Genomic DNA, 25,262 nt, shown 5'->3' on the forward strand with positions numbered 1-25,262 from the left:
CTTCGACGTAGGGGAAGTGACATGAAGCTGGGATTTTCGGCGGCCCTGGCCGCCCTGACGCTGGGGCTGACCGGGTGTGACGAGTCGATGTGCTCGGGCATGGAGAGCGCATATGAGGACTACCAGGCGCACGTCCGCGACTGCGGTGGCACCACGCAGAACCTGAGCCCGACGCGGGACACCGACGTCTGCAACGACCACATCGACGACGTCTGCACGGATGACGACGAGGCCGTCATGTTCGACTACATGGACTGCCTGCGTGACCTTCCCGGCTGCGGCGCGGGTGTCGATGCCATCAAGGCAGCCGCCAGGCAGTGCTCCGACACCGCCTCGCGGAAGATCAACTCGAACAACGCCGACTGCCACCTGACCTTTGCCGGGTTCACCGTCGACGACTGACCCGCGGGCGCGAGGCCCGCGCTCCTCCGTCGGAGCGCCGGGCCACGTCTCCCGGGCGGCGAGGGCAGGCCCCACGCCTGGCGGGCTCGCCGTGCCGGCGGCAAGCTCGACCGACTCCCGGGCCGGTGCCATCCTGGGTCCCCACCGTGGACGTCCTCCAACCCGCCACCCACGTCGAGCTCTTCGCCGTCCAACCCCGTGTCTCGCTGGAGGACTATGCCTCCCCGGCGGCCTTCGCCGCGCGCCACCGGGCCCTGGCCGCGCGGGTGGACGCGCTGCGGGCCCGGGACGCCTCGGGCAGGCCCCTCTACCCCGCCCTCGCGGTATGGCCGGAGATGGTGGGCGCGGCGCTGGGACTCATGGGCCACCTGTCCCGGGTGCGGCGCTGTCGGACGACGACCCGTGCGATGACGCGCGTGGCCCTGGCCGAGTGGCGCGCCCTGTGGCGCACCTGGCGCCGCTTCCGGCCACCCTCCATGGAGGAGTGCCTCTACGCCGCGCTCTCGCCGAAGGTCCACCGGGCCATGTGGGAGACCTTCTCCGGCATCGCGAGGGACTACGGCCTCTGGGTGGTGGCGGGCAGTGCGCTGCTCCCCGCGAGCCGCCTGGGGCCGGACACCCCGGACTTCGAGCCTGACGGCGCGCGCACCTACAACACCAGCTACACCTTCTCGCCAGAGGGGCGCTGCGTGGCGGTGACGCGCAAGGTGAACCTGGTGCCCACGCAGGAGGACGTGCTGCACCTCAGCCCGGGACGCCCGGAGGACCTGCCCGTGCTGCCCACGCCCTTCGGCACGCTGGGGACGCTCGTCTGCTACGACGGCTTCCGCGAGCCGCACACTTCCAACGAACCGTGGTTCGTCCCCTGCGCGCAGTACCTGGACGCGCTCGGCGTGGACGTCATCGCGCAGCCCTCCGCCAACGCCTGGGCCTGGGACGCGCCCTGGGCCTTCAACGACGCGGGTGAGTCCCAGCTGCGCCGCGAGCAGTGGTTCAACGAGGGCCTCTACACCCAGCTCCGCGCGCTCACCCGGGTGCGCTACGCGGTGAATCCGCAGCTCGTGGGCGGCTTCCTCGACAACACGTTCGAGGCCCCCTCGCTCATCCTGGAGCGCCCGGCCCCCGGAGAGGTGCGCGTGCTCGCGCAGTCGGCGAATCCCCGGGGCGAGGACGTGCTCCTCGCCACCGTGCCGGTGCCTACGCCCCGCCCAGCTTCTTCTTGAGCAGCTCGTTGACCAGGGCGGGGTTGCCCTTGCCCTTCATGGCCCGCATCACCTGGCCCACGAAGAAGCCGAACACCTGCGTCTTGCCCGCGCGGTACTTCTCCGCCTCACCAGCGTTCTTCGCCAGAATCTCGTCCACCACCGCCTCGATGGCGCCCGTGTCGCTCACCTGCGCCAAGCCCTTCTCCGCGATGATGTCCGCGGGGGCCTTGCCGGTGCGGAACATCTCGCCCAGCACGTCCTTGCCCGCGTTGGCGGACACCGTGCCCTTGTCCACCGCGCCCAGCAGCTCCGCCAGCTGCACCGGGGTGAAGCGCAGCGCGGACAGCGGCGTGCCCTCCTCCTTCAACAGGCGCATCAGCTCGCCGAGGAACCAGTTGGAGACCTTCTTCGCGTCCGGGTAGTGCGCCGCGCACGCCTCGAAGAAGTCGGCCAGCGGGCGCTCGGCGGTGAGGATGCGGGCGTCGTACTCCGGCAGCCCGTACTGGCTGATGAAGCGCGTCAGCTTCGCGCGGGGCAGCTCCGGCAGGGCCTGGGCGGCCGCGTCGATGGCGGCGTCGCTCACGTGCAGGGGCGGCAGGTCCGGCTCCGGGAAGTACCGGTAGTCGTGCGCATCCTCCTTGCTGCGCATGGAGCGGGTGACGCCCTTGTTGACGTCCCACAGGCGCGTCTCCTGGTCCACCTTCCCGCCGCCCTCGATGACGTCCACCTGCCGGGCAATCTCGTACTCCACCGCCTGCTTCACGAAGCGGAACGAGTTGAGGTTCTTCAGCTCGCAGCGCTGGCCATACGTGGACGAGCCCTTCGGCATCACCGACACGTTGGCGTCGCAGCGGAAGCTGCCCTCCTCCAGGTTGCCGTCGTTGACGCCCAGGTACACGAGCACGTCGCGCAGCGCCTTGAGGTACTCCACCGCCTCGTCCGCGTCGCGCAGGTCCGGCTCGCTGACGATTTCCAAGAGCGGCACGCCCGCGCGGTTGAGGTCCACCAGGCTCTGGCCCCCGCCGGCGTCGTGCACGTTCTTCCCCGCGTCCTCCTCCATGTGGATGCGGCGGACGCGGATGACCTTCTCGCCCTGCGGCGTGTCGATGACGAGCCGGCCGTGCTCGCAGATGGGCTGGTCGTACTGCGTAATCTGGTAGCCCTTGGGCAGGTCCGGATAGAAGTAGTTCTTCCGGCTCCAGATGCTCGTCTTCTTGACGGTGCACTCCAGCGCCAGGCCGGTGCGCACGGCGAACTCCACCACGCGCTGGTTGAGCACCGGCAGCACGCCCGGCATGCCGAGGCACACCGGGCACGTGTTGCGGTTGGGCTCGGCGCCGAAGGCGGTGGAGCAGCCGCAGAAGATCTTCGACTTCGTGAGGAGCTGCGCGTGCACCTCGAGGCCGATGACGGGCTGGAAATCGCTCACGGGCATGGCGGAGTCACCAGTGCGGCACCGCTACGCACCCTGGAGGGGCGCGGCGCGGCGGAAGAAGTCGTGCTCGCGCTCGAAGGCGCGGGCGATGCGCAGCAGGCGGGCCTCGTCGAAGGGCCGCCCGAGAATCTGGAGTCCCACCGGCAGCCCCGCCTTCGTGAAGCCACAGGGCACGGCCAGGCCGGGCAGGCCCGCCAGGTTGCACGGCAGGGTGTAGACGTCCATGAGGTACATGGACAGCGGGTCGTCCACCTTCTCGCCCAGCTTGAAGGGCGGCACCGGCGAGGTGGGCGACAGCAGCGCATCCACCTGCTGGAAGGCCTTCGTGAAGTCCTCGCGGATGAGGGTGCGGACCTTCTGCGCGCGCAGGTAGTAGGCGTCGTAGTAGCCGGCGGACAGCGCGTATGTCCCCAGCATGATGCGCAGCTTCACCTCCGGCCCGAAGCCCCGCTCGCGCGTCTGGGCATACAGCTCCTTCAGCCCGCGCGCGTCCCTGGCCCGCAGGCCGTAGCGGATGCCGTCGTAGCGGGCCAGGTTGCTGGACGCCTCCGCCGGAGCGAGGAGGTAGTACGTGGCCAGCGCGTACTTCGTGTGGGGCAGCGACACGTCCACCAGCGTCGCGCCCAGCCGCTCGTACTCGGCCAGCGCCGCGCGCACGGACGCCTCCACCTCCGGGTCCATGCCCTCGGTGAAGTAGTCACGCGGCACGCCCAGCTTCAGGCCCCGCACGCCGGCCTCCAGGTCCGCCGAGTAGTCCGGCGCCTCCACCGCCGCGGACGTGGAGTCCTGCGCGTCATGCCGGGCGATGACCTGGAGCAGCGCCGCCGCGTCCGCCACCGTGCGCGTCATGGGGCCCGGCTGGTCCAGCGACGAGGCGTAGGCGATGACGCCGTACCGCGACACCCGGCCGTAGGTGGGCTTCAGGCCCACGGTGTTGGTGAAGGCCGCGGGCTGGCGGATGGAGCCGCCGGTGTCCGTGCCCAGCGCGCCGAACACCTCGCGCGCCGCCACCGCCGCGGCCGAGCCACCCGACGAGCCCCCCGGCGTCCGCGTCACGTCCCACGGGTTGTGGCTGGGGAAGTACGCGCTGGACTCGTTGGACGAGCCCATCGCGAACTCGTCCAGGTTGAGCTTGCCCACCAGCGGCAGGCCCGCCTCCTTGAGCAGCCGCACCACCGTGGCATCCAGGGGCGGCACGAAGCCCTCGAGGATGCGCGAGCCGGCGGTGGTCTCCACGCCCTCGGTGAGGAAGAGGTCCTTGAGCCCCACCGGCACGCCGTCCAGGGGGCTGGCGGGGCTGCCCGCCTTGCGGCGCGCATCGCTGGCCCGGGCGGCGGCGAGGGCGCCGTCCTCGTCCACGCGCAGGAAGGCGCGCACCTTCGGGTCCACCTGGCGGATGCGCTCCAGGCACGCGCGGGTGGCCTCCTCGGAGGAGACCGCCCCCGCGGCCAGCTTCGCCGCCAGCTCCAGCATCGTGAGGTCCGTGAGCTGCATGGAACGGCAAGCCTCCGGGGCTACTCGATGATTTTCGGCACGGCGAAGCTGGTGCCCGACTTCGCCGGCGCGTTGGCCAGGGACTTCTCCGGCGGCAGCGACGGCCGCGTCGCGTCCTCGCGAAGCAGCGAGGCCGCGAGCGTCGCGTGCGAGGTGGGCTCCACGGCCTCCACGTCGAGCGCCTGGAGCTGCGCCACCGCGTCCAGCACCGCCGACAGCCGCGTGGCGAAGCGCTGCTCCTCCTCCGGAGTCAGCGCCAGCCGCGCCAGCGTGGCCACGTGGCGCACCTGCTCGAGCGTGAGGGCCATGGACGAGGGGGGCTACTTCTTCTTGAACAGGTTGAGGACGGCGCCCATCACCTTGCCGCTGCCCTCGTGGCCGTGCTGCTTCACGAGCTGGTCCAGCTCGCCCGCGTCCAGGAAGACGCCGTGGCAGTTGAAGCAGGTGTCGATTTCCACGTTGCCCTGCTTCAGCGTCTGCAGGTCCATGCCGCACTTGGGGCACTTCATCCAGTGCAGCTGCTTCAGCTCCTCGCGCTGCTTCGTCGCAGTCTCGGCGGCCTGCTGCAGGGCCAGCTTGCGCTTCTTCTCAATCTCCTCCCGGGCGAAGTACTCCTCCTCGGTGGAAGACGGCTTGTCGGTACGGGCGTCAGCCATGGTGCTCCTCCGCAGAATTCCAGCCACCCCGCGACGCGGCGCGTCCGGGCGGCGCTGATGGGGGCACCATACCCGCTCCAGGAAGGTGCGCAGCCGAAATGTAGGCGCCCCGTCCGCTGCCTTCCGCTTCCCCTCGCTCCCCTCGGGATTCCCCTGGGAGGACTGCTGGAAAATTGACCGCTCCCCCTCCCTCCCTACACTCGCGGCGGGCATTGCTACAGCCCGCTACGCGGCTGAGACGCGCAGAGGGAAGACGGTCATGACGGCGAAGAAGGGTCGGGCGGAGAAGGCTGTGCTGTCCCGGCAGGAAATCGCGACGCGGCGAAGGCAGCTGGCGGACAAGCGGATGAAGGCTGGCTCGGGCGGGGGTGTCGCCGGGCGGGCCATCACCGGCGTGTTCCTGCTGGCCACATCCCTGTTGGCCCTGCTGTCCGTCGCGACGTTCGATGCGAAGGACAGGGTGGGTCCGGGCTTCCGCAACGCGGTGGGCCCGATGGGCCACCTCATCGCGGAGTCCCTGCGGGGACTGCTGGGCGTGTGTGCCTACCTCATTCCGATGGGGGGCCTCTACACGGCCATGGTGCTGTTCGTGGGCAACCGCGAGCGCAAGCGGGGGGCGCAGGTTGTCGCCCTGGTGCTGATGACGGTCAGCGTCTCCGTGCTGGCGCAGCTCATGTTCGCCGGGGACAAGGGCTGGGCACACCCGCCGGGAGGCGCGCTGGGCGCCGGGCTGGGCGGCCTGCTGGAGGGGCTGTTCTCCACCGTCGGCACCGTCATCCTCGTCACCGCGGTGAGCGCCGCCGCGCTCATCGTCGGCACGCAGTACACCTTCCTCAAGCTGTGCTCGCTGGCCTGGGCCGGGCTGTGCGTGCTGGGCCGCCGCCTGTCCGAGTCCTTCCACGTCTTCTGGGAGGCGCAGAAGGTCGCCTACAAGGAGCGCCAGGAGCGCGCCGCGCAGGAGAAGGAGGAGGAGGCCGCCTTCCTCGCGCAAATCGAGGCGGATGAGGAGGAGCTCGCCGAGGCCGAGCGGCTCGCCGCCGAGGCCGAGGCCGCCGAGGCGGAGGCCATGGCCGAGGAGGCCGTGCGCCTGGCGAAGCAGAACGAGAAGGAGCAGGCCGCCGCCGCGAAGCAGGCCCAGAAGGAGGCCCGCGAGCGCGAGAAGGCGGAGAAGCTGGAGAAGCGGCTGCTGCCCGCTCCTCGCGAGGAGGACTCGCTGCCGCCCGGGGCGGCCATCGCCATCACCGAGAAGCCGCCCGTCCGTGCGGAGAAGCGTCCGGCCCCTGGCGCGGACCCGGCCTGGGCCGCGTCCTTCCTCGCCCCCGAGCCCCGTCCCGTGGGCACGGAGGACGCCGAGCTCGCGCCGCGTGGGCGCCGCCGTCAGCCGAACATCGTCACCGGCCCTTCGGCCTCCACACCGCCGGTGGCCGCCGCCGCGCTGGCCGCCTCGCGCTCCGTGGACACCGAGCCGCCCGCTCCGGCGGTGGCGGCCCCCCTCGCCGCCGCTCCGGTGGCGCCCGCTGCCCCCGCCGCGGCCCCGGCGGCCATCGTCCCGGCGCCCGCGTCCGCGCTGGCGCGCATGCCGCTCATCGTGGAGCCCAAGGCCCCGCCCAAGCCCACAGCGAAGAAGAGCCAGGACCAGTTCGAGTTCGTGGGCGACCGCAAGAGCTTCTCGCTGCCGCCGCTCGACGTGCTCGAGTGCGACCGGCAGGAGCGCACCGCGCTGGACAAGGACGCCTTCCTCATCACCGCGGAGAAGCTGCGCGCGAAGCTGGCGGACTTCGGCATCGTCGGTGAGGTGGTGGAAATCCGCCCCGGCCCCGTCGTCACCATGTACGAGTTCCTGCCGGGCCCTGGCATCAAGGTGAGCAAGATTGCCTCGCTCGCGGACGACCTGGCCATGGCCATGGAGGCCATGCGCGTGCGCATCGTCGCCCCCATCCCCGGCAAGGGCGTGGTGGGCATCGAAGTCCCGAACAAGGACCGCGAGACGGTCTACCTCAAGGAGATCGCCGAGCAGGACGCCTTCAACAAGGGCGCCAGCAAGCTGACCATGTGCGTGGGCAAGGACATCGAGGGCATGCCGTACGTCCTCGACCTGGCCAAGGCGCCCCACCTGCTCATCGCCGGTACGACGGGCTCCGGCAAGTCGGTGGCCGTCAACTCCATGATCATGAGCATCCTCCTCAAGGCCACGCCGGAGGAGGTCCGCTTCATCATGGTGGACCCGAAGATGCTGGAGCTCTCCGTCTACGAGGGCATCCCCCACCTGCTGCTGCCGGTGGTGACGGACCCGAAGAAGGCGGCGCTCGCGCTGCGCTGGGCGGTGGAGGAGATGGAGCGCCGCTACCAGCTGCTGTCCGAGGCCGGCGTGCGCAACATCGCCGGCTACAACAAGCTGGTGGAGAGCACCGCCGTCGAGGTGAAGGACTCCGAGCCCGCGCCGAAGAAGAAGTCCAAGCCCAAGAACGTGCTGGTGCTGGATGCGCCCGGGTCCGCCTCTTCCGGCGGCGAGGGCATGGGCGTGGCCGCGCCGAGGGACGACGACGAGGACATGCGGGAGGCGGTGGTGTCCGAGGAGGCCGCCGAGGTGCCCGAGGTGGAGGCCGAGCCGGAGGACTCCGAGGAGGGCCTGGCCGCGGACGCGGCTGGCGAGAAGGAGAAGAAGCAGCGCCAGAAGCTGCCGTACATCGTGGTCATCATCGACGAGCTGGCGGACCTCATGATGGTGGCCAGCCGCGAGGTGGAGACGTACGTGGCCCGCCTGGCGCAGATGGCGCGTGCGTCCGGCATCCACCTGATGGTCGCCACGCAGCGTCCGTCCACCGACGTCGTCACCGGCGTCATCAAGGCCAACTTCCCCACGCGCGTCAGCTTCATGCTGCGCTCGAAGCCGGACTCGATGACGATTCTGGGCACGGTGGGCGCCGAGGCCCTGCTGGGCATGGGCGACATGCTCATCATGCCGCCCACGAGCGCGCACCTGCAGCGCGTGCACGGCGCCTTCGTGTCGGAGAACGAAATCAAGCGGGCGGTGGACCACCTCAAGGCCCAGGGCAAGCCCGTCTACGACGAGTCCATCCTCAAGCCGCGCGACGAAGAAGGCGAAGGCGGCGGCGGCGAGGAGGACGAGCTGTCCGACGAGCTGTACGACCAGGCGCTCGCGACGGTCAGCGAGATGCGTGCCGTCTCCATCTCCATGCTCCAGCGCAAGATGCGCATCGGCTACAACCGCGCGGCGCGCATGATTGAGCGCATGGAGCGCGACGGCGTGGTGGGCGCGGCCGACGGCGCCAAGCCCCGCGAGGTGCTCATCCGGGGCGTGGGCGACATGCCCGGCGCCGGAGCCATGTAGCCCCCCGGGAACGGGGCTGGCGTCCTGGCGGTTCTTCTCACGGGGGCGCCCCGGTTCCGGTCGTCCGGGCCGGGCGCCCCCGCCTCATTTCGCGAGGCGCGTGTCCATGATTGTCGCCATCTCCCGCTTCCGCCCCGCCCCCGAGGAGGCGGACCGCCTGGTCGCCCGCTTCCAGGAGCGCACCCGGCAGGTGGATGCCTACGACGGCTTCCTGGGGCTGGAGGTGCTGCGCTCCTTCGAGCGCTCGCCGGAGCTGCTGCTGGTGACGCGCTGGAGGGACCGGGAGTCCATGCGGGCCTACTTCCAGTCCGCGGACTTCCAGCGCGCGAAGGCGGCGAGCGCCGAGCAGGAGGGCGCCACCTTCGCCATCTATGAAGTGGTGGGCACATGAGGTGCCCGGGAGGTTGTGGGCACATGAGGCGCGTTGCCGGTTCCCAAGCGGCCCCATGTCGTCTAAGGGCGGTGTCCCATGGCTGAACGCATTGCCCTCTTCGCAACCGCCGCTCGCGGCACCGAGGACCTCCTCGCCGACGAGCTGAAGGAGCTCGGCGCGCGCCGCATCCGCCAGGACCGCGGCGGCGTGCGCTTCATGGCCACGCTCGACGAGGCCCTGATGGTGGCCCTCTGGTCGCGCATCGCCATGCGCGTGCTCTACCCGCTGGGCGCCTTCGAATCCCACGGCGCGGAGGGCCTCTACGAAGCCGCCGCCAGCATCCCCTGGGAGGAGCACCTCACGCCGGACACCACCTTCGCGGTGGATGCCACGCTGAAGGACAGCGAGCACAGCCACTCGGGCTTCGTGGCCCTCAAGGTGAAGGACGCCATCGTCGACCGCATGCGCGACGTGGAGGGCGCCCGGCCGGACGTGAGCACCCGAGACCCGGACGTGCGCGTGGTGGCGCACCTGGCGCGCGAGACGCTGTCACTCTCCCTGGACTTGTGCGGCGAGCCCCTGCACCGCCGGGGCTACCGCGTGCGCCCCACGGAAGCGCCCCTCAAGGAGACGCTGGCCGCGGCCCTGCTGCGCGCCGCCAGCTACACCGGGGAAGAGGCCGTGGTGGACCCCATGTGCGGCTCCGGCACGCTGCTCATCGAGGCGGGCCTCATCGCCCGGCGGCGGGCCCCGGGCCTCAACCGCGACTTCGCGGTGGAGCGCTGGCCGGGACTGGGCACGCGGGCGCGCGAGCTGCTCACCGACATGCGCGCGGATGCACGGCGCAACGAGCGCAAGGTGGAGGTGGCGCTGCTGGGCTTCGACAAGGACCCGGAGGCGCTGGAGGCCGCCAGCCGCAACGTGCGGGCGGCGAAGCTGTCGGAGGAAATCCAGCTCGCCGAGGGCGACGCGACGAAGCTCCCGCCGCTGCCCGAGCGTGGCGGCCTGCTCATCACCAACCCGCCCTACGGAGACCGGATTGGAGGCTCGGGCGGGCAGAAGGGCATGAAGAGCTTCTATTACAAGCTGGGTGAGTCGCTGCGCGTGCCGGGCTGGCGCGTGTGGGTGCTCTCCGGCAACCCGGCCTTCGAGAGCGCCTTCCATGCGCGCCCCTGGGCGAAGCGGGACATGTGGAATGGCCCCATCGCCTGCACGCTGCTGGGCTACCGGGCTCCGGGCGGCGGCGGCGAGCCGCGGACCGGGGCAGGCTCAGAAGCGCCGCTCGGTCTGCCGCACGAGCCGGCCGATGTTGCTCCGGTGCGTCCACAGCATGAGGGCGAAGAGGACGGCTGAGAGGCCGGCGTACTCCGTGGCGCGAGCGGTGAAGGCCGACGTGCCCACCGCCGTGGCGCCCGCCGCCAGCGAGCCGAGCGAGCTCACCCGCCACACCGCGAAGATGACGGCATACACGGCGGCCCCGGCCAGCGCCGCCAGGGGCACCAGCACCACGAGCACGCCAAGTGCCGTCGCCACGCCCTTGCCGCCCTGCAGCCGCAGCCACACCGGGTAGACGTGGCCCAGCACCGCGGACAGGCCCACCAGCACGTGCACCACGGGCTGTCCCGGGAGCAGCCGCAGCGCCAGCGCCACCGGCAGCGCGCCCTTGAGGGCGTCCAGCAGCAGCACCACCGCGCCCAGCTTCTTGCCCGCCACGCGCGTGACGTTGGTGGCGCCGATGTTGCCGCTGCCCTGCTGACGGACGTCCACGCCGCGCAGCCACCGCGTCAGCAACACACCGAAGGGGATGGAGCCGGCGAGGTAGCCCAGCACGACGAGCGCGTATGACACGAAGGACAGGCTACAGCAGCACGTGGGGGAAGCGCGTCTTCACCACCACGTAGGCGTAGTTGACGACGATGAGGATGGGCATCGCCACCCGCACCACGTTCCACTCCCGGGGCGACAGGCGGACCTCGGGGATGGGGACGGCGAAGACCAGGTGCAGCACCATGGCCACCCCCGCCAGGGCGAACAGGATGGCGGCCACCGTCCCCAGCGGGTTGGCCTCCCAGGCACCCACGAAGTTGAGGTGGGACACCCGGTCCGCCACCCGCGTCAGCCCGCAGCCGAGGCAGGGCCAGCCCGTCTGCTCGCGCAGCACGCAGCCCCAGAAGGGGATGATTCGCGCAATCGGGATGTAGCGGGCCACCAGCAGGCCCAGGATGCCGGCCAGCCCGAGGGCATCCACGGTGCCGAAGCGACGATTGCGGGGAGGGACGATGACCTTCATGCGCGCCTCACCGGCGTTTGGGAGACAGGTGCACTCTAGTACGGGTGCCGGCTTGCCGGGGCAAGGACTTCTGGCTAAGCGTACGGGTCATGAACTCGCTCCGCACGTCCCTGATGCTGCTGGTCGCTGTTCCCATGCTCGCGCTCGCGGGTGACAAGTCGTCCGGCAAGGCCGCCAAGGCCGAGCCTGACTGTCACCACCCGCCTGCCCCCCAGGCCGCCAAGGCCGAGGTGCAGCCCGTCCTGGCCTCCGCGCCGGCGGCCACCAAGAAGGACGCGGCCCCTGCTCCGGCCGCGACGACGCCCGCTCCGGCGGCGGCGCCCGCCAACGACGGCTGGAAGCTCACGCGGGGCGAGCCCCTCAAGGGCGCTCCGGCGGTGAAGCTCACCGAGGTGCTGGCCAAGCCCCAGGCGCACGACGGCAAGACGGTGCTGCTCGAGGGCACGGTGCGCAAGGCGTGCGAGGCCAAGGGCTGCTGGATGGAGCTGGCGGCCAGCGGCAAGGACAAGGGCCCGGGCGTGCGCGTGACGTTCAAGGACTACGGCTTCTTCGTCCCGCTGGACTCGGCCGGCTCGCAGGCGCGGGTGGAGGGCGTGCTGAAGCTGGCCGAGCTGAGCGACAGCCGCGCGAAGCACTACGAGTCCGAGGGCGCCATCGTCCCGCGCGGCACGGACGGCAAGCCGCGCGAGGTGCAGTTGGTGGCCACGGGCGTCGAGCTGCGCCGGTAACTGCATGGCGCGAAGCTTCAGCATGCGGGGCGTGCAGGGCGCGGCGGACCGCGCCGTCCAGCACGCCCGCGCATGGTTGCTGCAGACGGAGCCGGGCTCTCGCGTGCACGACGTGCAGGCGGACCCGCGCTTCCAGCACCGGGGCGTGGACCTGCTCTGGGAGCTGCCCTCGGGAGAGGTGCGCGGCATCGAGGTGAAGGGCGACCGCAACGCCACCCGCCGCCGCTACTTCTTCGAGCTGGTGTCCAACCTGGAGAAGGACACCCCGGGCTGCTTCCTCTACAGCGGCGCGGACCTGCTCGTGTACGTCTTCCTCTCGCAGGGCGAGCTGCACGTGCTGCCCATGCGGGCCGCGCGCGAGTGGTTCCTCCCCCGCGCGAAGGAGTACTCGCTCAAGCACGCCTTCACGCAGACGGGCGCCATCCGCTACACGACGGTGGGCGCGGTGGTGCCGGTGCGGGACGTGGCCGAGGGCGTGCCCGGCGTGCTCCGCGTGCCGCTCAAGCGCACGGCCAGCGCGGGGAAGGACGCGGAGGAGGCGCCTGCGCTGGAGGCCGCCGTCCCGCCTCCCACCGCGAAGGAGGAAGGCGGAGGACCCGACGCGCTGGGCTGAACGGCGCGCGCCGGGCGGACGTCTCCAGAGCCACGCCTTCGCCCGGCAGGGAGGGCGCTCGGGCCTCAGTGACGGTGGCGGCGGTGGCCCGGGTGGATCTTGTCGTGGGCCGCTTCCAGGCGCTCGGAGATGCGCATCAGGTCCAGCAGCGCGACGCGGTCGTTCGTGGCCTTGTAGACGTGCTCCAGACGCGGGACGAGGTCCAGCGCGAGGTGCAGGTCACCGCCCTGCTCCGCCTGCTCCAGCAGCGCGCGGGCGGCCATGCCGGCCTGCTCGTTCGCCTTCACGTGGATGAGGCCATCCACCGCCAGCAGGCGGGCAATGGGCGTGCGAGAGGTGTCCTGGGTGAGCTTCACCAGGTCGTCCGTGGCGTCGCGCAGCTCGCCGCGGGCCGCGCGGACCATGGCGCGGGAGATGCCCTTGCGGTCCGGCAGGAAGAACTCCTCCACGTCGGCGAAGGACTCCGCGTGGGCCACGTGGCCCGAGGACGCCAGCGCCTCGGCGAGGCTGTCGAAGACCTCGGCCTGCTTCTCCGTGAAGGGCGCCAGGGCCTCGCGCATGAAGAGCTCCTGCGGGGCGCCGCGCTCATCCAGCGGCATGCGGGCGCGCAGCGCGGTCATCTTCTCGAAGGCCGGCCCCACCGGCGCGTCCGTCTGGCCGTTGAGCAGTTGCGCCAGCGCCTGCATCAGCCCGCCCAGGGTGTCCGTCAGCTCCATGGGGGCCACGCGGTCCGGCAGCCAGCGGCGCCACAGCTCCACGGCCGCCGCCACCGCGAAGTCCTTGAAGGGGCCCGTGCCCTTCCACTTCGCCCGCCACTGCTGGGCGATGCCCAGCGGGAAGGACTTCTCCGCCAGCTGGCGGAAGTCCTCCTCGCTCACGGGAAGCCCATAGTGGCCGAGCGTCCCGAGCAGGGCCTCCGTCGAGTACTCCTTCAGGCCCTTCTGCTGCCACGCCTTGTCCACTCGCTGCGTGCTCACACGATTCTCCGCTGCCCTGGACGCCGGCCATCGGCGCCAGCGGCCTTCTAGCGGAAGCGGGGGCGGACGTGCACGCGGTGTCGCACCCCGCGTCAGGCGGCGGACGCCGGAGGGGCGGCCTCCGGGGGAGCCAGCTTGGGGACGGTGGGCCAGAGGACGGGGTTGCGCCGCCCGTCCTCCACCCTGCGGGCGAGGTAGGGCTCGCAGCCCCGGGCCTCGAAGGCGCGCTTCCAGGCGGCGAAGGTGCCCCCCGCCCGCCAGGCGTCCATGGCCGCCAGTCCGCCTTCCGGGCCGCACTGGGCCAGCATGTACTCCACCCAGGCCCACCGGGCGGACGTGGGCCGCACCTCGGCGCGGCCCCTGAGGCCCTTTCGCAGGCGCTCCAGCCGGTTCTCCACCTCGCGGATGCCCAGGAAGGGGGCCCCGTCCAGCGGCGTGTTGCGCTTGGCCACGAAGGGGGCCACGCCGAGCGCCACCGGGAGGATGCGGGACAGGTCGGCGGTGAAGCGGATCAGCTCGTCGATGTCGGCGTCCTCTTCCGTCGGCAGCCCCACCACGTTGTAGACCTTGAGCTGCTTCATCCCGGCCGTGCGGGCAAAGCCGGCGGCCCGGATGATCTGCTCCTCGGAGTGCTTCCGGTCCACCATGTCCCGCAGACGCTGGGAGGGCCCGTCCGCCGCCACCGTCAGGTTGGTGGCCCCGCCCCGCCGCAGCTGATCCACCAACTCCTGGGTCAGCCGGTCCGCGCGCAGCGAGGACACCCCCACCTCACGGCCCGAGTCGACGATGGTGCGCAGCAGCTCGACGATGCGCGGGTGGTCCGTCACCGCGGCCCCCACCAGGCCCACGCGCCGCGCATGCTCGGGGATGAGCGACAGCACGCGCTCCGGAGGCACCGTCCGCATGCCGCCGTTGGTGGTGCGCCGCATGACGCAGTAGTGGCAGCCCCGCGAGCAGCCCCGCTCCGGCTCGATGAGGAACATCGAGCGCAGCTCGGTGTGCGGGGTGACGATTTGAGAGCGGGCCGGCAGCCGGCCGTCCGTCGCCTTGGCGACGTGGTAGCGGGCACCTCCCCTGCCAGGCACCCGGAAGCCGGGGATGCGCGCCAGGTGCGCCAGCGCCGCCTCGCGCTCCATGGTGGAGGCCGTCTCCACCAGCACGTGGATGAGGTCCTCCGCCTCGCCCTGGACGAGCACGTCCACGAAGGGCTCCAGCGGATCCGGATTGGAGAACGTCAGCGGCCCTCCGGCCACCACCAGCGGGTAGCCGCCCTCGCGGCGCTCCTCGGCCAGCAGCGGGAAGCCAGCCATCTCCAGGAGGGTGAACAGCCCCGTCAGCTCCAGCTCGTAGGCCACGGAGAAGGCCAGCATGTCGAAGCTGGAGACGGGGTTCTGCGACTCCCAGGTGAACAGCGGGGTGCGCGTGCGCTTGAAGGCCTCCACGTCATCCGGGAGGAAGACGCGCTCTGCGGTGGCGCCTGGGTGCGCATGCACCTCGCGGTAGATGGCCTGGTAGCCGAGCGAGCTCATGCCCACGTGGTAGGGGCTCGGGTAGCAGAGGGCCACACGGAAGGACGCCGCCTTGTAGAGCGTGCCTTCCTCGTCCGCCAGCAGCGTCCGGACGTGGTCAACGAGTGAGTAACGGCCCTCCATGCGCCTCCAGTAAGGGTACAGCTCTGTAAACACCGCGGCCCCGGTCGCCACTCCCATGAGGGAGGGCTGCCGGGGCCGCGATGAGCCACCCGGAGGTGGCGTGCTCGGCTATGGACTACTCAGCAGCGTCGACGAACGACGGAATCGTCTTCGAGGCGACGCAGCACCCGTTGTAGCCGTCGTCGATCTGGCGCTGCGTGAGGCCGCAGTTCGCGATGGGCGCGCACTCGGCCGCGAAGTCCGGGTTCAGGCCAGAGCCGTTGCCGCAGTTCGTCGCAGGCTCCGTGGTGCCCTGGATGCAGGCAGCCGCCGGCCAGATGGCCCGGATGACGTACGTCGAGGTGCAGCCATCACGCGTGTACTTGAGCTCGCCCGTCATCTGCGTGCCCGGCGAGCTGGGAGCCGAGTACACCCGGACGTTGCTGAACTCGTAGGTGATGGTCGTCGCAGGCACCGCCGGACGAGCCTCGTTCGCGGTCGTGGCCGGGTTGTCCGGCACGGCAGGCACCACGGCGGCGTCCACCGTGGCGACCGAGAAGTTGCTACCCGAGCAGAAGTCATCGGCATCGGGCTCCGTCGCCAGCTGGCCGGTGGCCGTCTGACGGGTGGAAGGACCCGAATCCCGAGCACCCAGACCGGCAAGGCCTGCCGGACGGATGGTGATGATCGGCTCGTTCGGCTTCTCGGGATCGACGAACTTGTAGATACCCAGACGCTCGGCGATGGGCGGAACGACGGTGCACGCCGCCCCCGCCGCGGTCCGGGGCTCCGAAACCAGGTCGTACTTCGCGTACCAGTTGCCCGCGTCCTGCACGAAGCAGGGAGCCTCGGGCTGCTCGAGGTCGCAACCGGCCAGCATGCTGCCGGCGGCGAGGACCACCAGCGTGGTCTTGAGGATGTTCTTGGTCATTGTGGCTTGAGATCCGATTCTGTGGATGACCTGGGATTAGAACGTGTAGCGGATACCGAAGCGCACCTGACGCGGCGCCTGGTAGCGGCTCGGGTTCTTGAAGTTCCGGTTCACGTCGCCCTCGACCGTGCCGAACGGCACGTCCGTGTCGGGCTCCTCGTCGCCGTCGGTGTCGATGCGGCGCTCAGAACCCTCCTGCCAGTCGACGTTGCCCACCGGGTTGTCGAGCAGGCTCGGCGAACCGTTCGGGATGGGACGCACGTTGAGGACCGTGTAGGTCTGGTCCACCTGGTCCGTGCCCTGGAAGTTGAACAGGTTGAAGACGTCCAGGGTGAAGGAGACGACGCTGTCCTTGCTGACCCGGTAGTTCACACCGATGTTGGAGTCGATGGTGTTGATCCACGGGGTCCGGCCACCGGCGCCACGGGGAAGGACGAAGGACTCGTCCGTGCCGTAGGCGTCATGCGCGCCGTAGTAGTTGATGGGCGTACCGGAGTTGCCGCGGTAGCTCACGCCGACGCTCGCCGACAGCGCGCTCGTCAGGTTGAACTCCTTCGCGCCGAACACCTTGATGGCGTGCGTGCGGTCGAAGGGCAGCAGACCCGTGCGGTTCTCGAGCAGCTCGATGAGGTCGAAGTCCGAGAGGATGTTCGGGTCGAGCTGCGCCGTCTCCGGGCGGAACAGACCGGGGTAGTTACCGTACAGGCGCGACCAGGTGTAGCTACCCTGGGCCAGCCACCCGTCCGCGAACGTGCGGTTCAGGTAGACGGTGACGGCGTCGTAGTTACGCTCCGGCGTCGGGAACTCCTTGGCGAAGCCGCTGCCCGGGTTGCCGAGGAAGTACGAGTTACCACCGTCGCGGCTCATGTCCTCGATGACCGCACCCATGTCACGGTGGGTGTAGCTCGCACCCACGCGGGTGTTGGCCAGCACCTCGTACTCAGCGCCGACGACCACTTCGTCGGACGACTGGGGCTCGATGTCCGGGTCCACCGGCTCGTTCTCCACCTTGCCACCGGTGTAGAAGCGGTTCGGGCTGCGGCTGCTCTCCGGGTTCTCGATGACGTTGCGGGTCTCGCGGCACGCGCCTTCCTGGCTCGCGCGGCTCGACGGGTCGCAACCGCCCGTCCCCTCGGGGTCACCCGGCTCGGCCAGCACGCGGCGGGCGCTGTAGCGGCGCTCACCCGGGAAGGCGCGGTCCAGGAGGTTGAGCGGCACCTGCTCGTAGTACCGGGCGAAGTTCACGAAGAACTTGGCGCGGCCGTTGGCGAACGGGTCCACGATGGCGCCCAGGCGGGGCGACCACTGGTTGCCGAGGATGAGGGCCAGCTCGCCGTCACCGCCGTACATCGCCTGCACGTCGTAGCGCACGCCGAGGTTCAGCGTGACGCGGTTCGCGATGGACCAGGAGTCCTGCACGAAGCCGCCCACCGTGGTGCTGGTGGACTTCGCCTGCTGGGTCAGCTGGGTGATCGGCGTGTCCGGCCCCGTCTGGTACCCGTAGCGACGGAAGTCCGTCACGGCACCGGGGTTGCCGAGGTAGTCCACGCCCTCCTGGTAGAAGACGCCGCCGCCGTAGGCCTTCGTCTGGTCGTACACCAGGAACTCGGTGTCCACGCCAGCCTTCAGCACGTGGGTGCCGAGCGCGTTCAGCAGGTAGGTGGCCTTCGCGTTGATCTGGTAACGGTCCAGCTTCGCGTCGCTCATGAAGGCCGGGCCGCCCACCGCGTACCCGGTGACCGGGCAGCGCTGGATGACCTCATCGTCCTCGTCCGTGGCCGGGTCGTTCTCCCGGAAGTACGGGTCGCACACGCCCTCCTGCCCGGCGGGCAGGGCCTCGAACACCGTGAGGTTGCGCTCGTTCAAGTAGGACATGCGCGAGTAGCCGGCCAGGCCCGTCGTGGAGCCCAGCTTGCTACCGTCGCCCGGCAGGGTGGACGCCGTCTGGTGGAACCAGCCGAGGTTCGCGTCGACCAGGACCTTCTTGTCCATGAACGCGCCGGCGTACTTCAGGCCGAGCGACGTGGTGTTGGCGGTGTTCTCCGTCAGGCCGAAGTCACCAGGACGCGAGGTCAGCGCGCCCGGCAGCAGGCCCGTACGGGGATCCAGGGTCAGCTTGCCCAGGCCGCCCGTGCTGGACGGGGTGCCGTTCAGCGCGAACGACACGTTGTGGTCCTGGTTGATGAGGTACGTCAGCTTGCCCATGTACTGCAGGGCGCGGGAGTCCGCGTAGTACTGACGCTCGGAACCGGGGATCAGGTTCGCCTGCGTGAAGCCGGCGTCGTCACGGATCGGGTCGCCGTTCGCATCCAGTTGGAGCGCGTTGAGCGCGCGGGTGTGCTGGTAGCGGGTGAACGACGGCGCGAAGCCGGCGAAGAACCACAGCTTGTCCTTGAGGATGGGACCGCCGAGCGTGGCGCCGAAGTCGCCGAGGTTCTGCAGGGCGTTACGGCCGGTGATGACCGTACCCTCCTCGCGGACCAGCTTGCGCTCACCCTCCAGCGTACCCGGCGTCCAGTTGGCGAACACGGAGCCGTGGAACTCGTTGGAGCCCGACCGGGTCACCGCGTTGATCACGCCGCCCGTGGAGCGACCGAACTCCGGCATGTAGCCGCCGGTGATGATGTTCACGTCCTGCACGAACTCGATGCTCAGCGGGCTGGCGTTGACGCCATACGCCGGGTCGTTCGTGGACAGGCCGTCCACCACGTAGCCGTTCTCAGGAGACGTCGCGCCGTTGATGGACACGCCGTACTGGTCGTTCTGGGCGCCAGGCGCCAGCTCGGCCAGGGACTCGAAGGAGCGGGCAGCGCCGCCCTTTCCGCCCGGACGCGCGACGGCGATGCGCTTGATGAACTCCTGATCCACGTTGACGCCCGTGGTCGTGGAGCCGACGTCGATGGTCGGCGGGGCGCCGACGATCTCCACCACCTCACCGAGGGACTCCGGCAGGAGCTCCACGTTGACGCGGATGGTGCGGTTCAGACGCAGCTGCACGTCCGAACGGGCGTACGGCTTGAACTGCTCCTTCTCGAACCGCAGGGTGTACACACCCGGCGGAAGCTGGGGAATACGGTAGTTGCCCTGTCCGTCCGTAACCACGGTCTGCTCACCCTGAAGGTTGGGCGAGGTCGCGGTGACGACGACATCAGGAACAGGCTGCCGGCTCTGAGCGTCGATGACCGTACCGATCATCGTGCTCGACTGCGCGAAAGCCGCCGATCCATAAAGCAGACCTGCGGCCAGGACAACTCCGGTTTCCCGGAGCACTCGGTTCAAGTGCATACCATACCCCTCCAAGGTGGGCTGCAACCGAAAATGACTCGGGAAAATATCCGAGGTCGGGCAGTTGTCAATAGACCGTTGCTTTTTGGTGACCAGTGGGGCAATTGCGCGATCACGCCACGGACCGTTTGACACGGCTGCTTGAACGCCGAACCGGTTTCTGTATGGTGACGCGCCCTTTCGTCCGGCAGGGCGTGGCGCTGTCCACTGGTGAAGAGGAGTCTACATGTTCGATTCAGTCCTTGACCGTGGCCAGGGGCCCAAGTCGCGGTTCGGCGTCGGGGCTACCATCTCGGTCATCCTCCACGTGGGCCTGTTCGCCCTGGCGCTCTGGCTGTCCACGCGACCGGCCCCCGAGGAAGAGAAGGAGATCGAGGTCACGCTGAAGGCCACCATGGCCCCGCCGCCTCCGCCTCCCCCCCCGCCTCCTCCGGCGTCTTCCTCCAAGCCGAAGACGCAACAGAAGAAGCCGAAGAAGCCGGATCAGATCGTCCAGCCGAAGGAGGTCCCTAAGGAGGTTCCCAAGGAGGCGGAGCCTACCGAGGAGCCCACGGAAGAGGCCACCGAGGAAGAGGTCGAGGGCGGGGTGGAGGGCGGCGTCGCCGGTGGTGTGGTGGGTGGTGTCGTCGGTGGAGTGATTGGTGGCGTGGTCGGTGGTCAGCTGGGTGGAACGGGCACGGACGTGCTCCCCTTCGGCGCCGGCATGACGCGCCCGGAGAAGGTCTCCGGTCCCCAGCCCGAGTATACGCGCGAGGCGCTGGAAGCCCGTGTGGCGGGCACGATGATCGTGAAGTGCGTCGTCACCGTGGAAGGCCGAGTGGAGCGCTGCCGGATCATCAAGCCCCTGCCCCACATGGAGAAGGCCGTCCTGGACGCTCTGACTTCGTCACGTTACAAGCCGGTCACCTTCCAGGGCCGTCCGGTCCAGGTGGATTACACCTTCACCCTGAACTTCAAGCTGCCGCGCTGATTCCAGCGCGCTGTACAGAAGCACCTGCAGACCACCCGCGCTCGTGAGGAGGAGCGCTCCAAATCATGGACTTTTCAATCGCTGGAATCTGGGCGCACACGGGCCTCTTCGCTCGTTGCATCATCTTTACGCTGGGCATCATGTCGATTGCGTCGCTGGTCGTGATGGCCGAGCGCATGCTCGTCTTCCGGAAGACGCGCGCCGACAGCCGCAACTTCGCGGCGAAGATGGGGGCCATCCTGGCTAAGGGCGACCTGAACACGGCCGCCAACACCAACCTCGGCAAGGACGTGGGCCACCTGGGCCGCGTCATCAACGCCGGCCTGACGGCGTACCGCATCAGCCCGAACAACAAGGACGTGGCGGTGGAGTCTGTGGCGCGCGCGCTCGAGCGCCAGGCCCAGCGTGAGGTGCAGAGCATGAAGCGCGGCCTGGGCCTGCTGGCCACGGTCGGCTCCACGGCCCCGTTCGTGGGTCTGCTCGGCACGACGATGGGTATCGTCACCGCCTTCCAGCTCATGGCGGCCTCCGGCTCCGGCGGTCTGGGCACCATCTCCGCCGGTATCGCCGAGGCGCTCATCACCACGGCCTTCGGTCTGCTCGTGGCCATCCCCGCGGTGATGGCGTACAACTTCCTGCAGGGCTGGGTGGATGCTCGCGCGGTGGACATCTCCGAGTCCTCCAACGAGTTCCTGGACGTGGTCGCCCGGCACATGGGCGGCGGCGCGCACTCCTCGCACGCGGCCTGAGCAGGGCCGGGGCGAGCCCGCGGGGACGACCCGAGGTCCGCCCTCCAAGCTGAGTACGGCTCCAGCTCCTGACGGGGCCGGAGCCTCCGCCCGAGGGCGGGCCCTCCTCCATCCAGGAATCAGGTACACGCATGGGAATGTCAGCAGGCCCCAAGGGGGGCATCAAGAGCGACATCAACGTCACGCCCCTGGTGGACGTGGTGTTGGTGCTGCTCATCATCTTCATGGTCGTCACCCCCATGCTCCAGCGCGGCAAGTCCGTGGAGCTGCCGAAGGCCACCGAAATCGAGAAGGAGGGGGGCAAAGACGCAGACCCTCTCGTCCTCTCCATTACCCCGGACAAGAAGGTGTTCGTGGAGAATGACCAGGTGGATGATCAGGCACTCCAGGACCGGCTGTCCGAGGAGCTGGGAAAGGATCCGGGCAAGAAGATCCTGCTCAAGGGTGACAACAGCCTGAACGTCGGCGACGTGCGCAAGGTGCTGGACGTGGCCCGCAAGTCCAAGGCGAAGACCATCGCGCTCGGCGTAGAGGAGAAGAAGTAATGGCCGGACGCAAGCAGAGACAGTGGGTGAAGCCCGCTTCCGCGCCGAACTCCGAGATCAACGTCACGCCGCTGGTGGACGTGGTGTTGGTGCTCCTCATCATCTTCATGGTGGTGACGCCGCTCCTGGAGAAGGACATCCTGGTGCGAGTCCCCGACACGGAGGTCGAGGAGCAGCCGCCTCCGGACCCGGACGACCAGCAGCTGGTGGTGCAGCTCGACAAGGACGGCGGCTACTCCATCAACACGGAGAAGATCCAACCCGCCGACTACGTCAGCCGCCTCAAGCGCATGCTCGCGGCCAAGAAGCCGGACGAGAAGATCGTCTTCTTCATGGCGGACGACGCGACGAACTACGGCCGCCTCGTGGTGGCCCTGGACGGGGCAAGGGCCGCCGGAGCGAAGGTGCTCGGCATGGCGACCGAGCTCCCGCAGAACGCCGTCATCCAGGGAACGGAAGCGGACCCCGGCGCAGCGCCGCCCGCGCCAGCCCCCGCGCCCGCTCCCTGAGAGCCTCCTCGCCGGAGCCTACGCTCCGGGTTGGAGTCGCGGTTCACATCGAGAAGCTCGTCGGCTAGAGTCAAAAGCTCATGGCCGACGAGCTTCTCATCTTTGAGCAGACCATCGAAGCTCTGTTCCTCCGGGCACTCGCGGGGCGGCTGACGCCCGAATGCAAGGCCCGGCTGCGCCAGGCAGGGCTCGATGTGGACCAGAAGCTGCGGCCCGCCTACCCCTTCCAGTCGTGGATGACGTTCCTCCGCATCACCTCGGAGGAGCTGTTCCCCCAGGAGCCCCTGGAGCAGGGCACCTGGAAGCTGGGGGAGGCCTACATTGAAGGCTTCCGCGAGACGATGCTGGGGCGCGCGGTGCTATCCCTGCTGCGCGTGCTGGGGCCCCGGCGGGCGCTGATGCGGGCCACCCAGAGCTTCCGCGCCGGCAACAACTACACCGAGTCCAAGCTGAAGGAGCTGGGACCGACGCAGTTCGAGCTGTGGATGAACGAGGTGGGGGCCTACCCGGCCTTCACCGCGGGCATCATCCACGCGGGCCTGCGGGTGTCCGGCGCGCAGGGCATCGTCATCGAGAACTCAGGCTACGACGGCCATGCCTGCACCTACCGCATCAGCTGGAGGGACGCCTCGGTCTCCTCGGGCGTGGCGGGCAGCGGCGACTCGAGCGCGGCCAAGAGGTCCGGGTCCATCATCTCCCTGTAGATGAACTCGGCGATGAGGCCCGTCACCATCCAGATGGGCAGGATGTAGAGGGACGTCATCTCCCAGAGGATGGCGCCCGCGTCCCCGTAGTACCAGATGCGGTAGCCGGTGAGCCGGTACAGCACGACGCCGCAGAAGCCCTCGAAGAGCAGGATGACGATGCCGTAGATGGCGGCGCGCAGGGCGGTGTGCTGGTACAGCATCCACCGGTACAGCGGCTCGACGAAGAAGAAGCACGCCACGCCGTAGACGACGAACATCCACAGCGAGCACTGGCCGTAGGCGGCGGAGATGGGCGTGTCCCAGATGGCATTGAGCCCCAGGCGCTCATCCACCCGCCACTGGAACCGGAAGAGCGCCTCCAGCAGGGGCACGTTCCGGGCAATCCTCACCAGGTTGTAGAAGAAGATCTCCGAGCTCAGCCCCATCATCCCGTAGAGGCAGAAACGGAAGACCGCGAATGCCAGCTTCATGCGCTGGCCGCGCTTCATGTCCGCGCGACGGATGCGGACCGGACGGCGTTGACGAGCCTGCGCCTCCACTGCGACTTCTGCCCCCATGGCATCCCCCATGTGGGCGGCAACGTACAGGACTCAACCGGACATCGCCAGTCCCCGGTTCACTAATCCGGTGCGCTTGGAATCAGGCTCTCACGGGTGGGATGGGCATCCGTCGCCGCGGATTGGGGCGGGTGGCCCTACGCCCCGGGTGGGCTCCCGGTACGGCCATTGCTGAAGGGCTGGCGGAGGGCTTCGGGAGAGGACGGGACATGCTGGCGAGGGTGCGGTCGGGGGCGTTGATGGGCATCGACGCGGTGGTGGTGGAGTGCGAGGTCGACATGGCGCTCGGCCTGCCCTACTTCAACGTCGTGGGGCAGGCGGAGGGGGCGGTGCGGGAGTCCAAGGTGCGGGTCATCTCCGCGCTGAAGAACACGGGCTTCGAGCTGCCGCAGAAGCGCATCACGGTGAATCTCGCGCCGGCGGAGTTGAAGAAAGAAGGCGCGGCCTTCGAGCTGCCCATCGCCCTGGGGGTGCTGGTGGCGGCCCGGCAGCTCGACGAAGCCCCGCTGGGGCGGCTGCTCTTCGGCGGGGAGCTCTCGCTCGACGGCTCCCTCCGGCCCATCAAGGGCGTGCTGCCGCTGGCGGTGGCGGCGCGGGCCGGCGGCTTCGAGGGGGTGATGGTACCGGCGGCCAACGCGGCGGAGGCGTCACTCGTGGAGGGGCTCCAGGTCCTGCCCGTGACCCACCTGCGCGAGGCGGTGGACCACCTCACGGGAGCCGTGCGGGTGACGCCGTATGTCCGGGACGGTGGCCCGGCGAGGTCGGCACCGGGCCAGGGTGAGCCGGACATGGCGGACGTGCGGGGCCAGCCGGAGCTGAAGCTGGCCCTGGAGCTGGCGGCGGCCGGCGGACACAACATGCTGATGTGCGGTCCCCCGGGCTCCGGGAAGAGCATGCTGGCGCGGCGGCTGCCCGGCATCCTCCCGGAGATGACCTTCACCGAGGCGCTGGAGGTGACGAAGGTCTACTCGGTGCTGGGCCTGCTGGAGCAGGGACACGCGTTGATGCGCGAGCGGCCCTTCCGGGCACCGCACCACACCCTGTCGGACGCGGGGCTGGTGGGCGGCGGGCCGATGGCACGTCCTGGAGAGCTGTCCCTGGCGCACCATGGCGTGCTGTTCCTCGACGAGCTGCCCGAGTTCCGGAAGCACGTGCTGGAGGTGCTGCGCCAGCCCATGGAGGAAGGCGTCATCCACCTGGCCCGGGCCAACCAGCACATCACCTATCCGTGCCGGGTGATGCTGGTGGCGGCGATGAACCCCTGCCCCTGCGGCTACTACAACGTCCCGGGGCGCATCTGCACCTGCCATCAGGGCCGCGTGTTCGACTACCACACGCGGGTGAGCGGCCCCCTGATGGACCGCATCGACATCAGCATGCAGACCCGGGCGGTGGAGTACCAGGAGCTGGCGCGAGCCGACGCGCGCGAGCCGACCAGCCGTTACTACCGTGAGCGGGTCCAGGCGGCGCGGGAGCGACAGCGGCTGCGCTTCCGGGACGAGCCTGGCATCTACTGCAACGCGCAGCTCCCCTCCCATCTGCTGCGCCGCCACTGCGTGATGAGTGCGCGTGCCGAGGAGATGCTGGCGCGGGCGGTCCAGAACCACGCGCTGTCCGCGCGCGCCCATGACCGCCTCCTGAAGCTGGCCCTCACCCGGGCGGACCTGGAGGGGCACTCCCGCATCGAGGCCGTGGACATGCAGCTCGCCGTGGACTGCCGGATGCTGGACCGGCGCAACTACCTTCACGGCAACGCGCAGTTGGCCCGCACCGACAGGCAGCACGACCCACCTCGCGCGTTGGCGCCCTCCGGTCGGGCGAGCCCGCACGAGGGCCACTGACGGCGCCGACGC

24 protein-coding genes are annotated in these 25,262 nt (G+C 69.8%); 13 read left to right on the forward strand and 11 right to left on the reverse strand.

From position 1 onward, the window contains the following. Window positions 1–21: 21 nt before the first annotated feature. Together LXT23_RS16160 and LXT23_RS16165 are read left to right on the forward strand one after the other, a co-directional pair. Complete coding sequence (locus tag LXT23_RS16160; protein ID WP_253981047.1) at window positions 22–402, forward strand: hypothetical protein; 381 nt, start codon at window positions 22–24, stop codon at window positions 400–402. A 146-nt stretch (window positions 403–548) separates the two neighbouring features. Then, window positions 549–1,625 carry a carbon-nitrogen hydrolase family protein gene (locus LXT23_RS16165; RefSeq protein ID WP_253981048.1) on the forward strand — a complete coding sequence of 359 codons (1,077 nt, stop codon included), beginning with the start codon at window positions 549–551 and terminating at the stop codon, window positions 1,623–1,625. On the opposite strand, the gene gatB is transcribed toward LXT23_RS16165, so the two are convergent. Genes gatB through LXT23_RS16185 form a run of 4 tightly spaced genes read right to left on the reverse strand, consistent with a single transcriptional unit; the run spans window position 1,600 to window position 5,192 of the window. Beyond that, entirely contained in the window at window positions 1,600–3,042 is a 1,443-nt protein-coding gene (gene gatB, locus LXT23_RS16170; protein WP_253981049.1) for an Asp-tRNA(Asn)/Glu-tRNA(Gln) amidotransferase subunit GatB, read from the reverse strand. The two genes, LXT23_RS16165 and gatB, sit on opposite strands and share 26 nt — an antisense overlap. 24 nt (window positions 3,043–3,066) lie before the next feature. After that, window positions 3,067–4,536 carry an Asp-tRNA(Asn)/Glu-tRNA(Gln) amidotransferase subunit GatA gene (gene gatA / locus LXT23_RS16175; RefSeq protein ID WP_253981050.1) on the reverse strand — a complete coding sequence of 490 codons (1,470 nt, stop codon included), beginning with the start codon at window positions 4,534–4,536 and terminating at the stop codon, window positions 3,067–3,069. A 20-nt stretch (window positions 4,537–4,556) separates the two neighbouring features. Further along, on the reverse strand, window positions 4,557–4,844 hold the full coding sequence (gene gatC / locus LXT23_RS16180; protein WP_253981051.1) for an Asp-tRNA(Asn)/Glu-tRNA(Gln) amidotransferase subunit GatC: 288 nt from the start codon (window positions 4,842–4,844) through the stop codon (window positions 4,557–4,559). A 12-nt stretch (window positions 4,845–4,856) separates the two neighbouring features. Then, window positions 4,857–5,192, reverse strand: a complete 336-nt coding sequence (locus tag LXT23_RS16185) for a TFIIB-type zinc ribbon-containing protein (protein ID WP_253981052.1) — start codon at window positions 5,190–5,192, stop codon at window positions 4,857–4,859. A 259-nt stretch (window positions 5,193–5,451) separates the two neighbouring features. On the opposite strand from LXT23_RS16185, the gene LXT23_RS16190 reads away from it, so the two are divergent. The 3 genes from LXT23_RS16190 (at window position 5,452) to LXT23_RS16200 (ending at window position 10,270) form a co-directional block, all read left to right on the forward strand. Continuing rightward, window positions 5,452–8,544 (forward strand): FtsK/SpoIIIE family DNA translocase, encoded by a 3,093-nt coding sequence (locus tag LXT23_RS16190; RefSeq protein WP_253981053.1) that lies wholly within the window; start codon window positions 5,452–5,454, stop codon window positions 8,542–8,544. 106 nt (window positions 8,545–8,650) lie between these two features. Continuing rightward, a complete protein-coding gene (locus LXT23_RS16195; protein ID WP_253981054.1) occupies window positions 8,651–8,935 on the forward strand; it encodes an antibiotic biosynthesis monooxygenase family protein in 285 nt (94 codons plus the stop codon). Window positions 8,936–9,013: 78 nt separating this feature from the next. Continuing rightward, complete coding sequence (locus LXT23_RS16200; RefSeq protein WP_253981055.1) at window positions 9,014–10,270, forward strand: THUMP domain-containing class I SAM-dependent RNA methyltransferase; 1,257 nt, start codon at window positions 9,014–9,016, stop codon at window positions 10,268–10,270. Here the strand turns inward: LXT23_RS16200 and plsY are convergent. Both plsY and LXT23_RS16210 read right to left on the reverse strand, forming a co-directional pair. Continuing rightward, window positions 10,187–10,765 carry a glycerol-3-phosphate 1-O-acyltransferase PlsY gene (plsY, locus tag LXT23_RS16205; RefSeq protein WP_253981056.1) on the reverse strand — a complete coding sequence of 193 codons (579 nt, stop codon included), beginning with the start codon at window positions 10,763–10,765 and terminating at the stop codon, window positions 10,187–10,189. The two genes, LXT23_RS16200 and plsY, sit on opposite strands and share 84 nt — an antisense overlap. Before the next feature lie 10 nt (window positions 10,766–10,775). After that, a complete protein-coding gene (locus LXT23_RS16210; protein ID WP_253981057.1) occupies window positions 10,776–11,207 on the reverse strand; it encodes a DUF2752 domain-containing protein in 432 nt (143 codons plus the stop codon). Between the two features lie 89 nt (window positions 11,208–11,296). Between LXT23_RS16210 and LXT23_RS16215 the strand changes: the two genes are divergently transcribed. Both LXT23_RS16215 and LXT23_RS16220 read left to right on the forward strand, forming a co-directional pair. Continuing rightward, window positions 11,297–11,935 (forward strand): DUF4920 domain-containing protein, encoded by a 639-nt coding sequence (locus LXT23_RS16215; RefSeq protein ID WP_253981058.1) that lies wholly within the window; start codon window positions 11,297–11,299, stop codon window positions 11,933–11,935. 4 nt (window positions 11,936–11,939) lie between these two features. After that, window positions 11,940–12,548, forward strand: a complete 609-nt coding sequence (locus tag LXT23_RS16220) for a hypothetical protein (RefSeq protein ID WP_253981059.1) — start codon at window positions 11,940–11,942, stop codon at window positions 12,546–12,548. Between the two features lie 65 nt (window positions 12,549–12,613). Here LXT23_RS16220 and LXT23_RS16225 read toward each other — a convergent pair whose 3' ends face one another. The 4 genes from LXT23_RS16225 to LXT23_RS16240 all read right to left on the reverse strand — a co-directional run bounded on the left by LXT23_RS16225 (window position 12,614) and on the right by LXT23_RS16240 (window position 19,372). After that, entirely contained in the window at window positions 12,614–13,525 is a 912-nt protein-coding gene (locus tag LXT23_RS16225; protein ID WP_253981060.1) for a hypothetical protein, read from the reverse strand. A 92-nt stretch (window positions 13,526–13,617) separates the two neighbouring features. Beyond that, window positions 13,618–15,177, reverse strand: coding sequence for a radical SAM protein (locus tag LXT23_RS16230; RefSeq protein ID WP_253981061.1), 1,560 nt, complete (start codon window positions 15,175–15,177; stop codon window positions 13,618–13,620). A gap of 115 nt (window positions 15,178–15,292) precedes the next feature. Continuing rightward, complete coding sequence (locus tag LXT23_RS16235) at window positions 15,293–16,087, reverse strand: hypothetical protein (RefSeq protein ID WP_253981062.1); 795 nt, start codon at window positions 16,085–16,087, stop codon at window positions 15,293–15,295. Window positions 16,088–16,123: 36 nt separating this feature from the next. Then, entirely contained in the window at window positions 16,124–19,372 is a 3,249-nt protein-coding gene (locus LXT23_RS16240; RefSeq protein ID WP_253981063.1) for a TonB-dependent receptor, read from the reverse strand. A 226-nt stretch (window positions 19,373–19,598) separates the two neighbouring features. Here LXT23_RS16240 and LXT23_RS16245 point away from each other — a divergent pair, with 226 nt between their 5' ends. From LXT23_RS16245 to LXT23_RS16265, 5 genes are all read left to right on the forward strand, one after another. After that, window positions 19,599–20,342, forward strand: a complete 744-nt coding sequence (locus LXT23_RS16245; protein ID WP_253981064.1) for an energy transducer TonB — start codon at window positions 19,599–19,601, stop codon at window positions 20,340–20,342. Window positions 20,343–20,407: 65 nt separating this feature from the next. Continuing rightward, window positions 20,408–21,091, forward strand: coding sequence for a MotA/TolQ/ExbB proton channel family protein (locus tag LXT23_RS16250; RefSeq protein WP_253981065.1), 684 nt, complete (start codon window positions 20,408–20,410; stop codon window positions 21,089–21,091). A gap of 131 nt (window positions 21,092–21,222) precedes the next feature. Further along, the gene (locus LXT23_RS16255; protein WP_253981066.1) at window positions 21,223–21,636 is read left to right on the forward strand and encodes an ExbD/TolR family protein; all 414 of its coding nucleotides are present in this window, start codon (window positions 21,223–21,225) and stop codon (window positions 21,634–21,636) included. Further along, window positions 21,636–22,145: an ExbD/TolR family protein gene (locus LXT23_RS16260; protein WP_253981067.1), complete on the forward strand. Its 510-nt coding sequence runs from the start codon at window positions 21,636–21,638 to the stop codon at window positions 22,143–22,145. Before LXT23_RS16255 ends, LXT23_RS16260 begins: the two co-directional genes overlap by 1 nt. Window positions 22,146–22,225: 80 nt before the next feature. After that, a complete protein-coding gene (locus LXT23_RS16265) occupies window positions 22,226–22,849 on the forward strand; it encodes a DUF2378 family protein (RefSeq protein ID WP_253981068.1) in 624 nt (207 codons plus the stop codon). Here the strand turns inward: LXT23_RS16265 and LXT23_RS16270 are convergent. Further along, a complete protein-coding gene (locus tag LXT23_RS16270) occupies window positions 22,750–23,421 on the reverse strand; it encodes a hypothetical protein (protein WP_323378978.1) in 672 nt (223 codons plus the stop codon). The genes LXT23_RS16265 and LXT23_RS16270 overlap by 100 nt on opposite strands. Window positions 23,422–23,618: 197 nt before the next feature. Here LXT23_RS16270 and LXT23_RS16275 point away from each other — a divergent pair, with 197 nt between their 5' ends. Next, window positions 23,619–25,250, forward strand: a complete 1,632-nt coding sequence (locus LXT23_RS16275; protein ID WP_253981070.1) for a YifB family Mg chelatase-like AAA ATPase — start codon at window positions 23,619–23,621, stop codon at window positions 25,248–25,250. Window positions 25,251–25,262: the final 12 nt, after the last annotated feature.

It is taken from the genome of Pyxidicoccus xibeiensis, from assembly GCF_024198175.1.
Lineage (GTDB): Bacteria > Myxococcota > Myxococcia > Myxococcales > Myxococcaceae > Myxococcus > Myxococcus xibeiensis.

What these genes read in the sequence shown, in the direction of transcription:
- LXT23_RS16160 (WP_253981047.1), top strand. Translation starts at nt 22, where the DNA reads ATGAAGCTGGGATTTTCGGCGGCCCTGGCCGCCCTGACGCTGGGGCTG.
- gatB (WP_253981049.1), bottom strand. Translation starts at nt 3,042, where the DNA reads ATGCCCGTGAGCGATTTCCAGCCCGTCATCGGCCTCGAGGTGCACGCG.
- gatA (WP_253981050.1), bottom strand. Translation starts at nt 4,536, where the DNA reads ATGCAGCTCACGGACCTCACGATGCTGGAGCTGGCGGCGAAGCTGGCC.
- gatC (WP_253981051.1), bottom strand. Translation starts at nt 4,844, where the DNA reads ATGGCCCTCACGCTCGAGCAGGTGCGCCACGTGGCCACGCTGGCGCGG.
- LXT23_RS16185 (WP_253981052.1), bottom strand. Translation starts at nt 5,192, where the DNA reads ATGGCTGACGCCCGTACCGACAAGCCGTCTTCCACCGAGGAGGAGTAC.
- LXT23_RS16190 (WP_253981053.1), top strand. Translation starts at nt 5,452, where the DNA reads ATGACGGCGAAGAAGGGTCGGGCGGAGAAGGCTGTGCTGTCCCGGCAG.
- LXT23_RS16195 (WP_253981054.1), top strand. Translation starts at nt 8,651, where the DNA reads ATGATTGTCGCCATCTCCCGCTTCCGCCCCGCCCCCGAGGAGGCGGAC.
- LXT23_RS16200 (WP_253981055.1), top strand. Translation starts at nt 9,014, where the DNA reads ATGGCTGAACGCATTGCCCTCTTCGCAACCGCCGCTCGCGGCACCGAG.
- LXT23_RS16210 (WP_253981057.1), bottom strand. Translation starts at nt 11,207, where the DNA reads ATGAAGGTCATCGTCCCTCCCCGCAATCGTCGCTTCGGCACCGTGGAT.
- LXT23_RS16215 (WP_253981058.1), top strand. Translation starts at nt 11,297, where the DNA reads ATGAACTCGCTCCGCACGTCCCTGATGCTGCTGGTCGCTGTTCCCATG.
- LXT23_RS16220 (WP_253981059.1), top strand. Translation starts at nt 11,940, where the DNA reads ATGGCGCGAAGCTTCAGCATGCGGGGCGTGCAGGGCGCGGCGGACCGC.
- LXT23_RS16230 (WP_253981061.1), bottom strand. Translation starts at nt 15,177, where the DNA reads ATGGAGGGCCGTTACTCACTCGTTGACCACGTCCGGACGCTGCTGGCG.
- LXT23_RS16235 (WP_253981062.1), bottom strand. Translation starts at nt 16,087, where the DNA reads ATGACCAAGAACATCCTCAAGACCACGCTGGTGGTCCTCGCCGCCGGC.
- LXT23_RS16240 (WP_253981063.1), bottom strand. Translation starts at nt 19,372, where the DNA reads ATGCACTTGAACCGAGTGCTCCGGGAAACCGGAGTTGTCCTGGCCGCA.
- LXT23_RS16245 (WP_253981064.1), top strand. Translation starts at nt 19,599, where the DNA reads ATGTTCGATTCAGTCCTTGACCGTGGCCAGGGGCCCAAGTCGCGGTTC.
- LXT23_RS16250 (WP_253981065.1), top strand. Translation starts at nt 20,408, where the DNA reads ATGGACTTTTCAATCGCTGGAATCTGGGCGCACACGGGCCTCTTCGCT.
- LXT23_RS16255 (WP_253981066.1), top strand. Translation starts at nt 21,223, where the DNA reads ATGGGAATGTCAGCAGGCCCCAAGGGGGGCATCAAGAGCGACATCAAC.
- LXT23_RS16260 (WP_253981067.1), top strand. Translation starts at nt 21,636, where the DNA reads ATGGCCGGACGCAAGCAGAGACAGTGGGTGAAGCCCGCTTCCGCGCCG.
- LXT23_RS16265 (WP_253981068.1), top strand. Translation starts at nt 22,226, where the DNA reads ATGGCCGACGAGCTTCTCATCTTTGAGCAGACCATCGAAGCTCTGTTC.
- LXT23_RS16270 (WP_323378978.1), bottom strand. Translation starts at nt 23,421, where the DNA reads ATGGGGGATGCCATGGGGGCAGAAGTCGCAGTGGAGGCGCAGGCTCGT.
- LXT23_RS16275 (WP_253981070.1), top strand. Translation starts at nt 23,619, where the DNA reads ATGCTGGCGAGGGTGCGGTCGGGGGCGTTGATGGGCATCGACGCGGTG.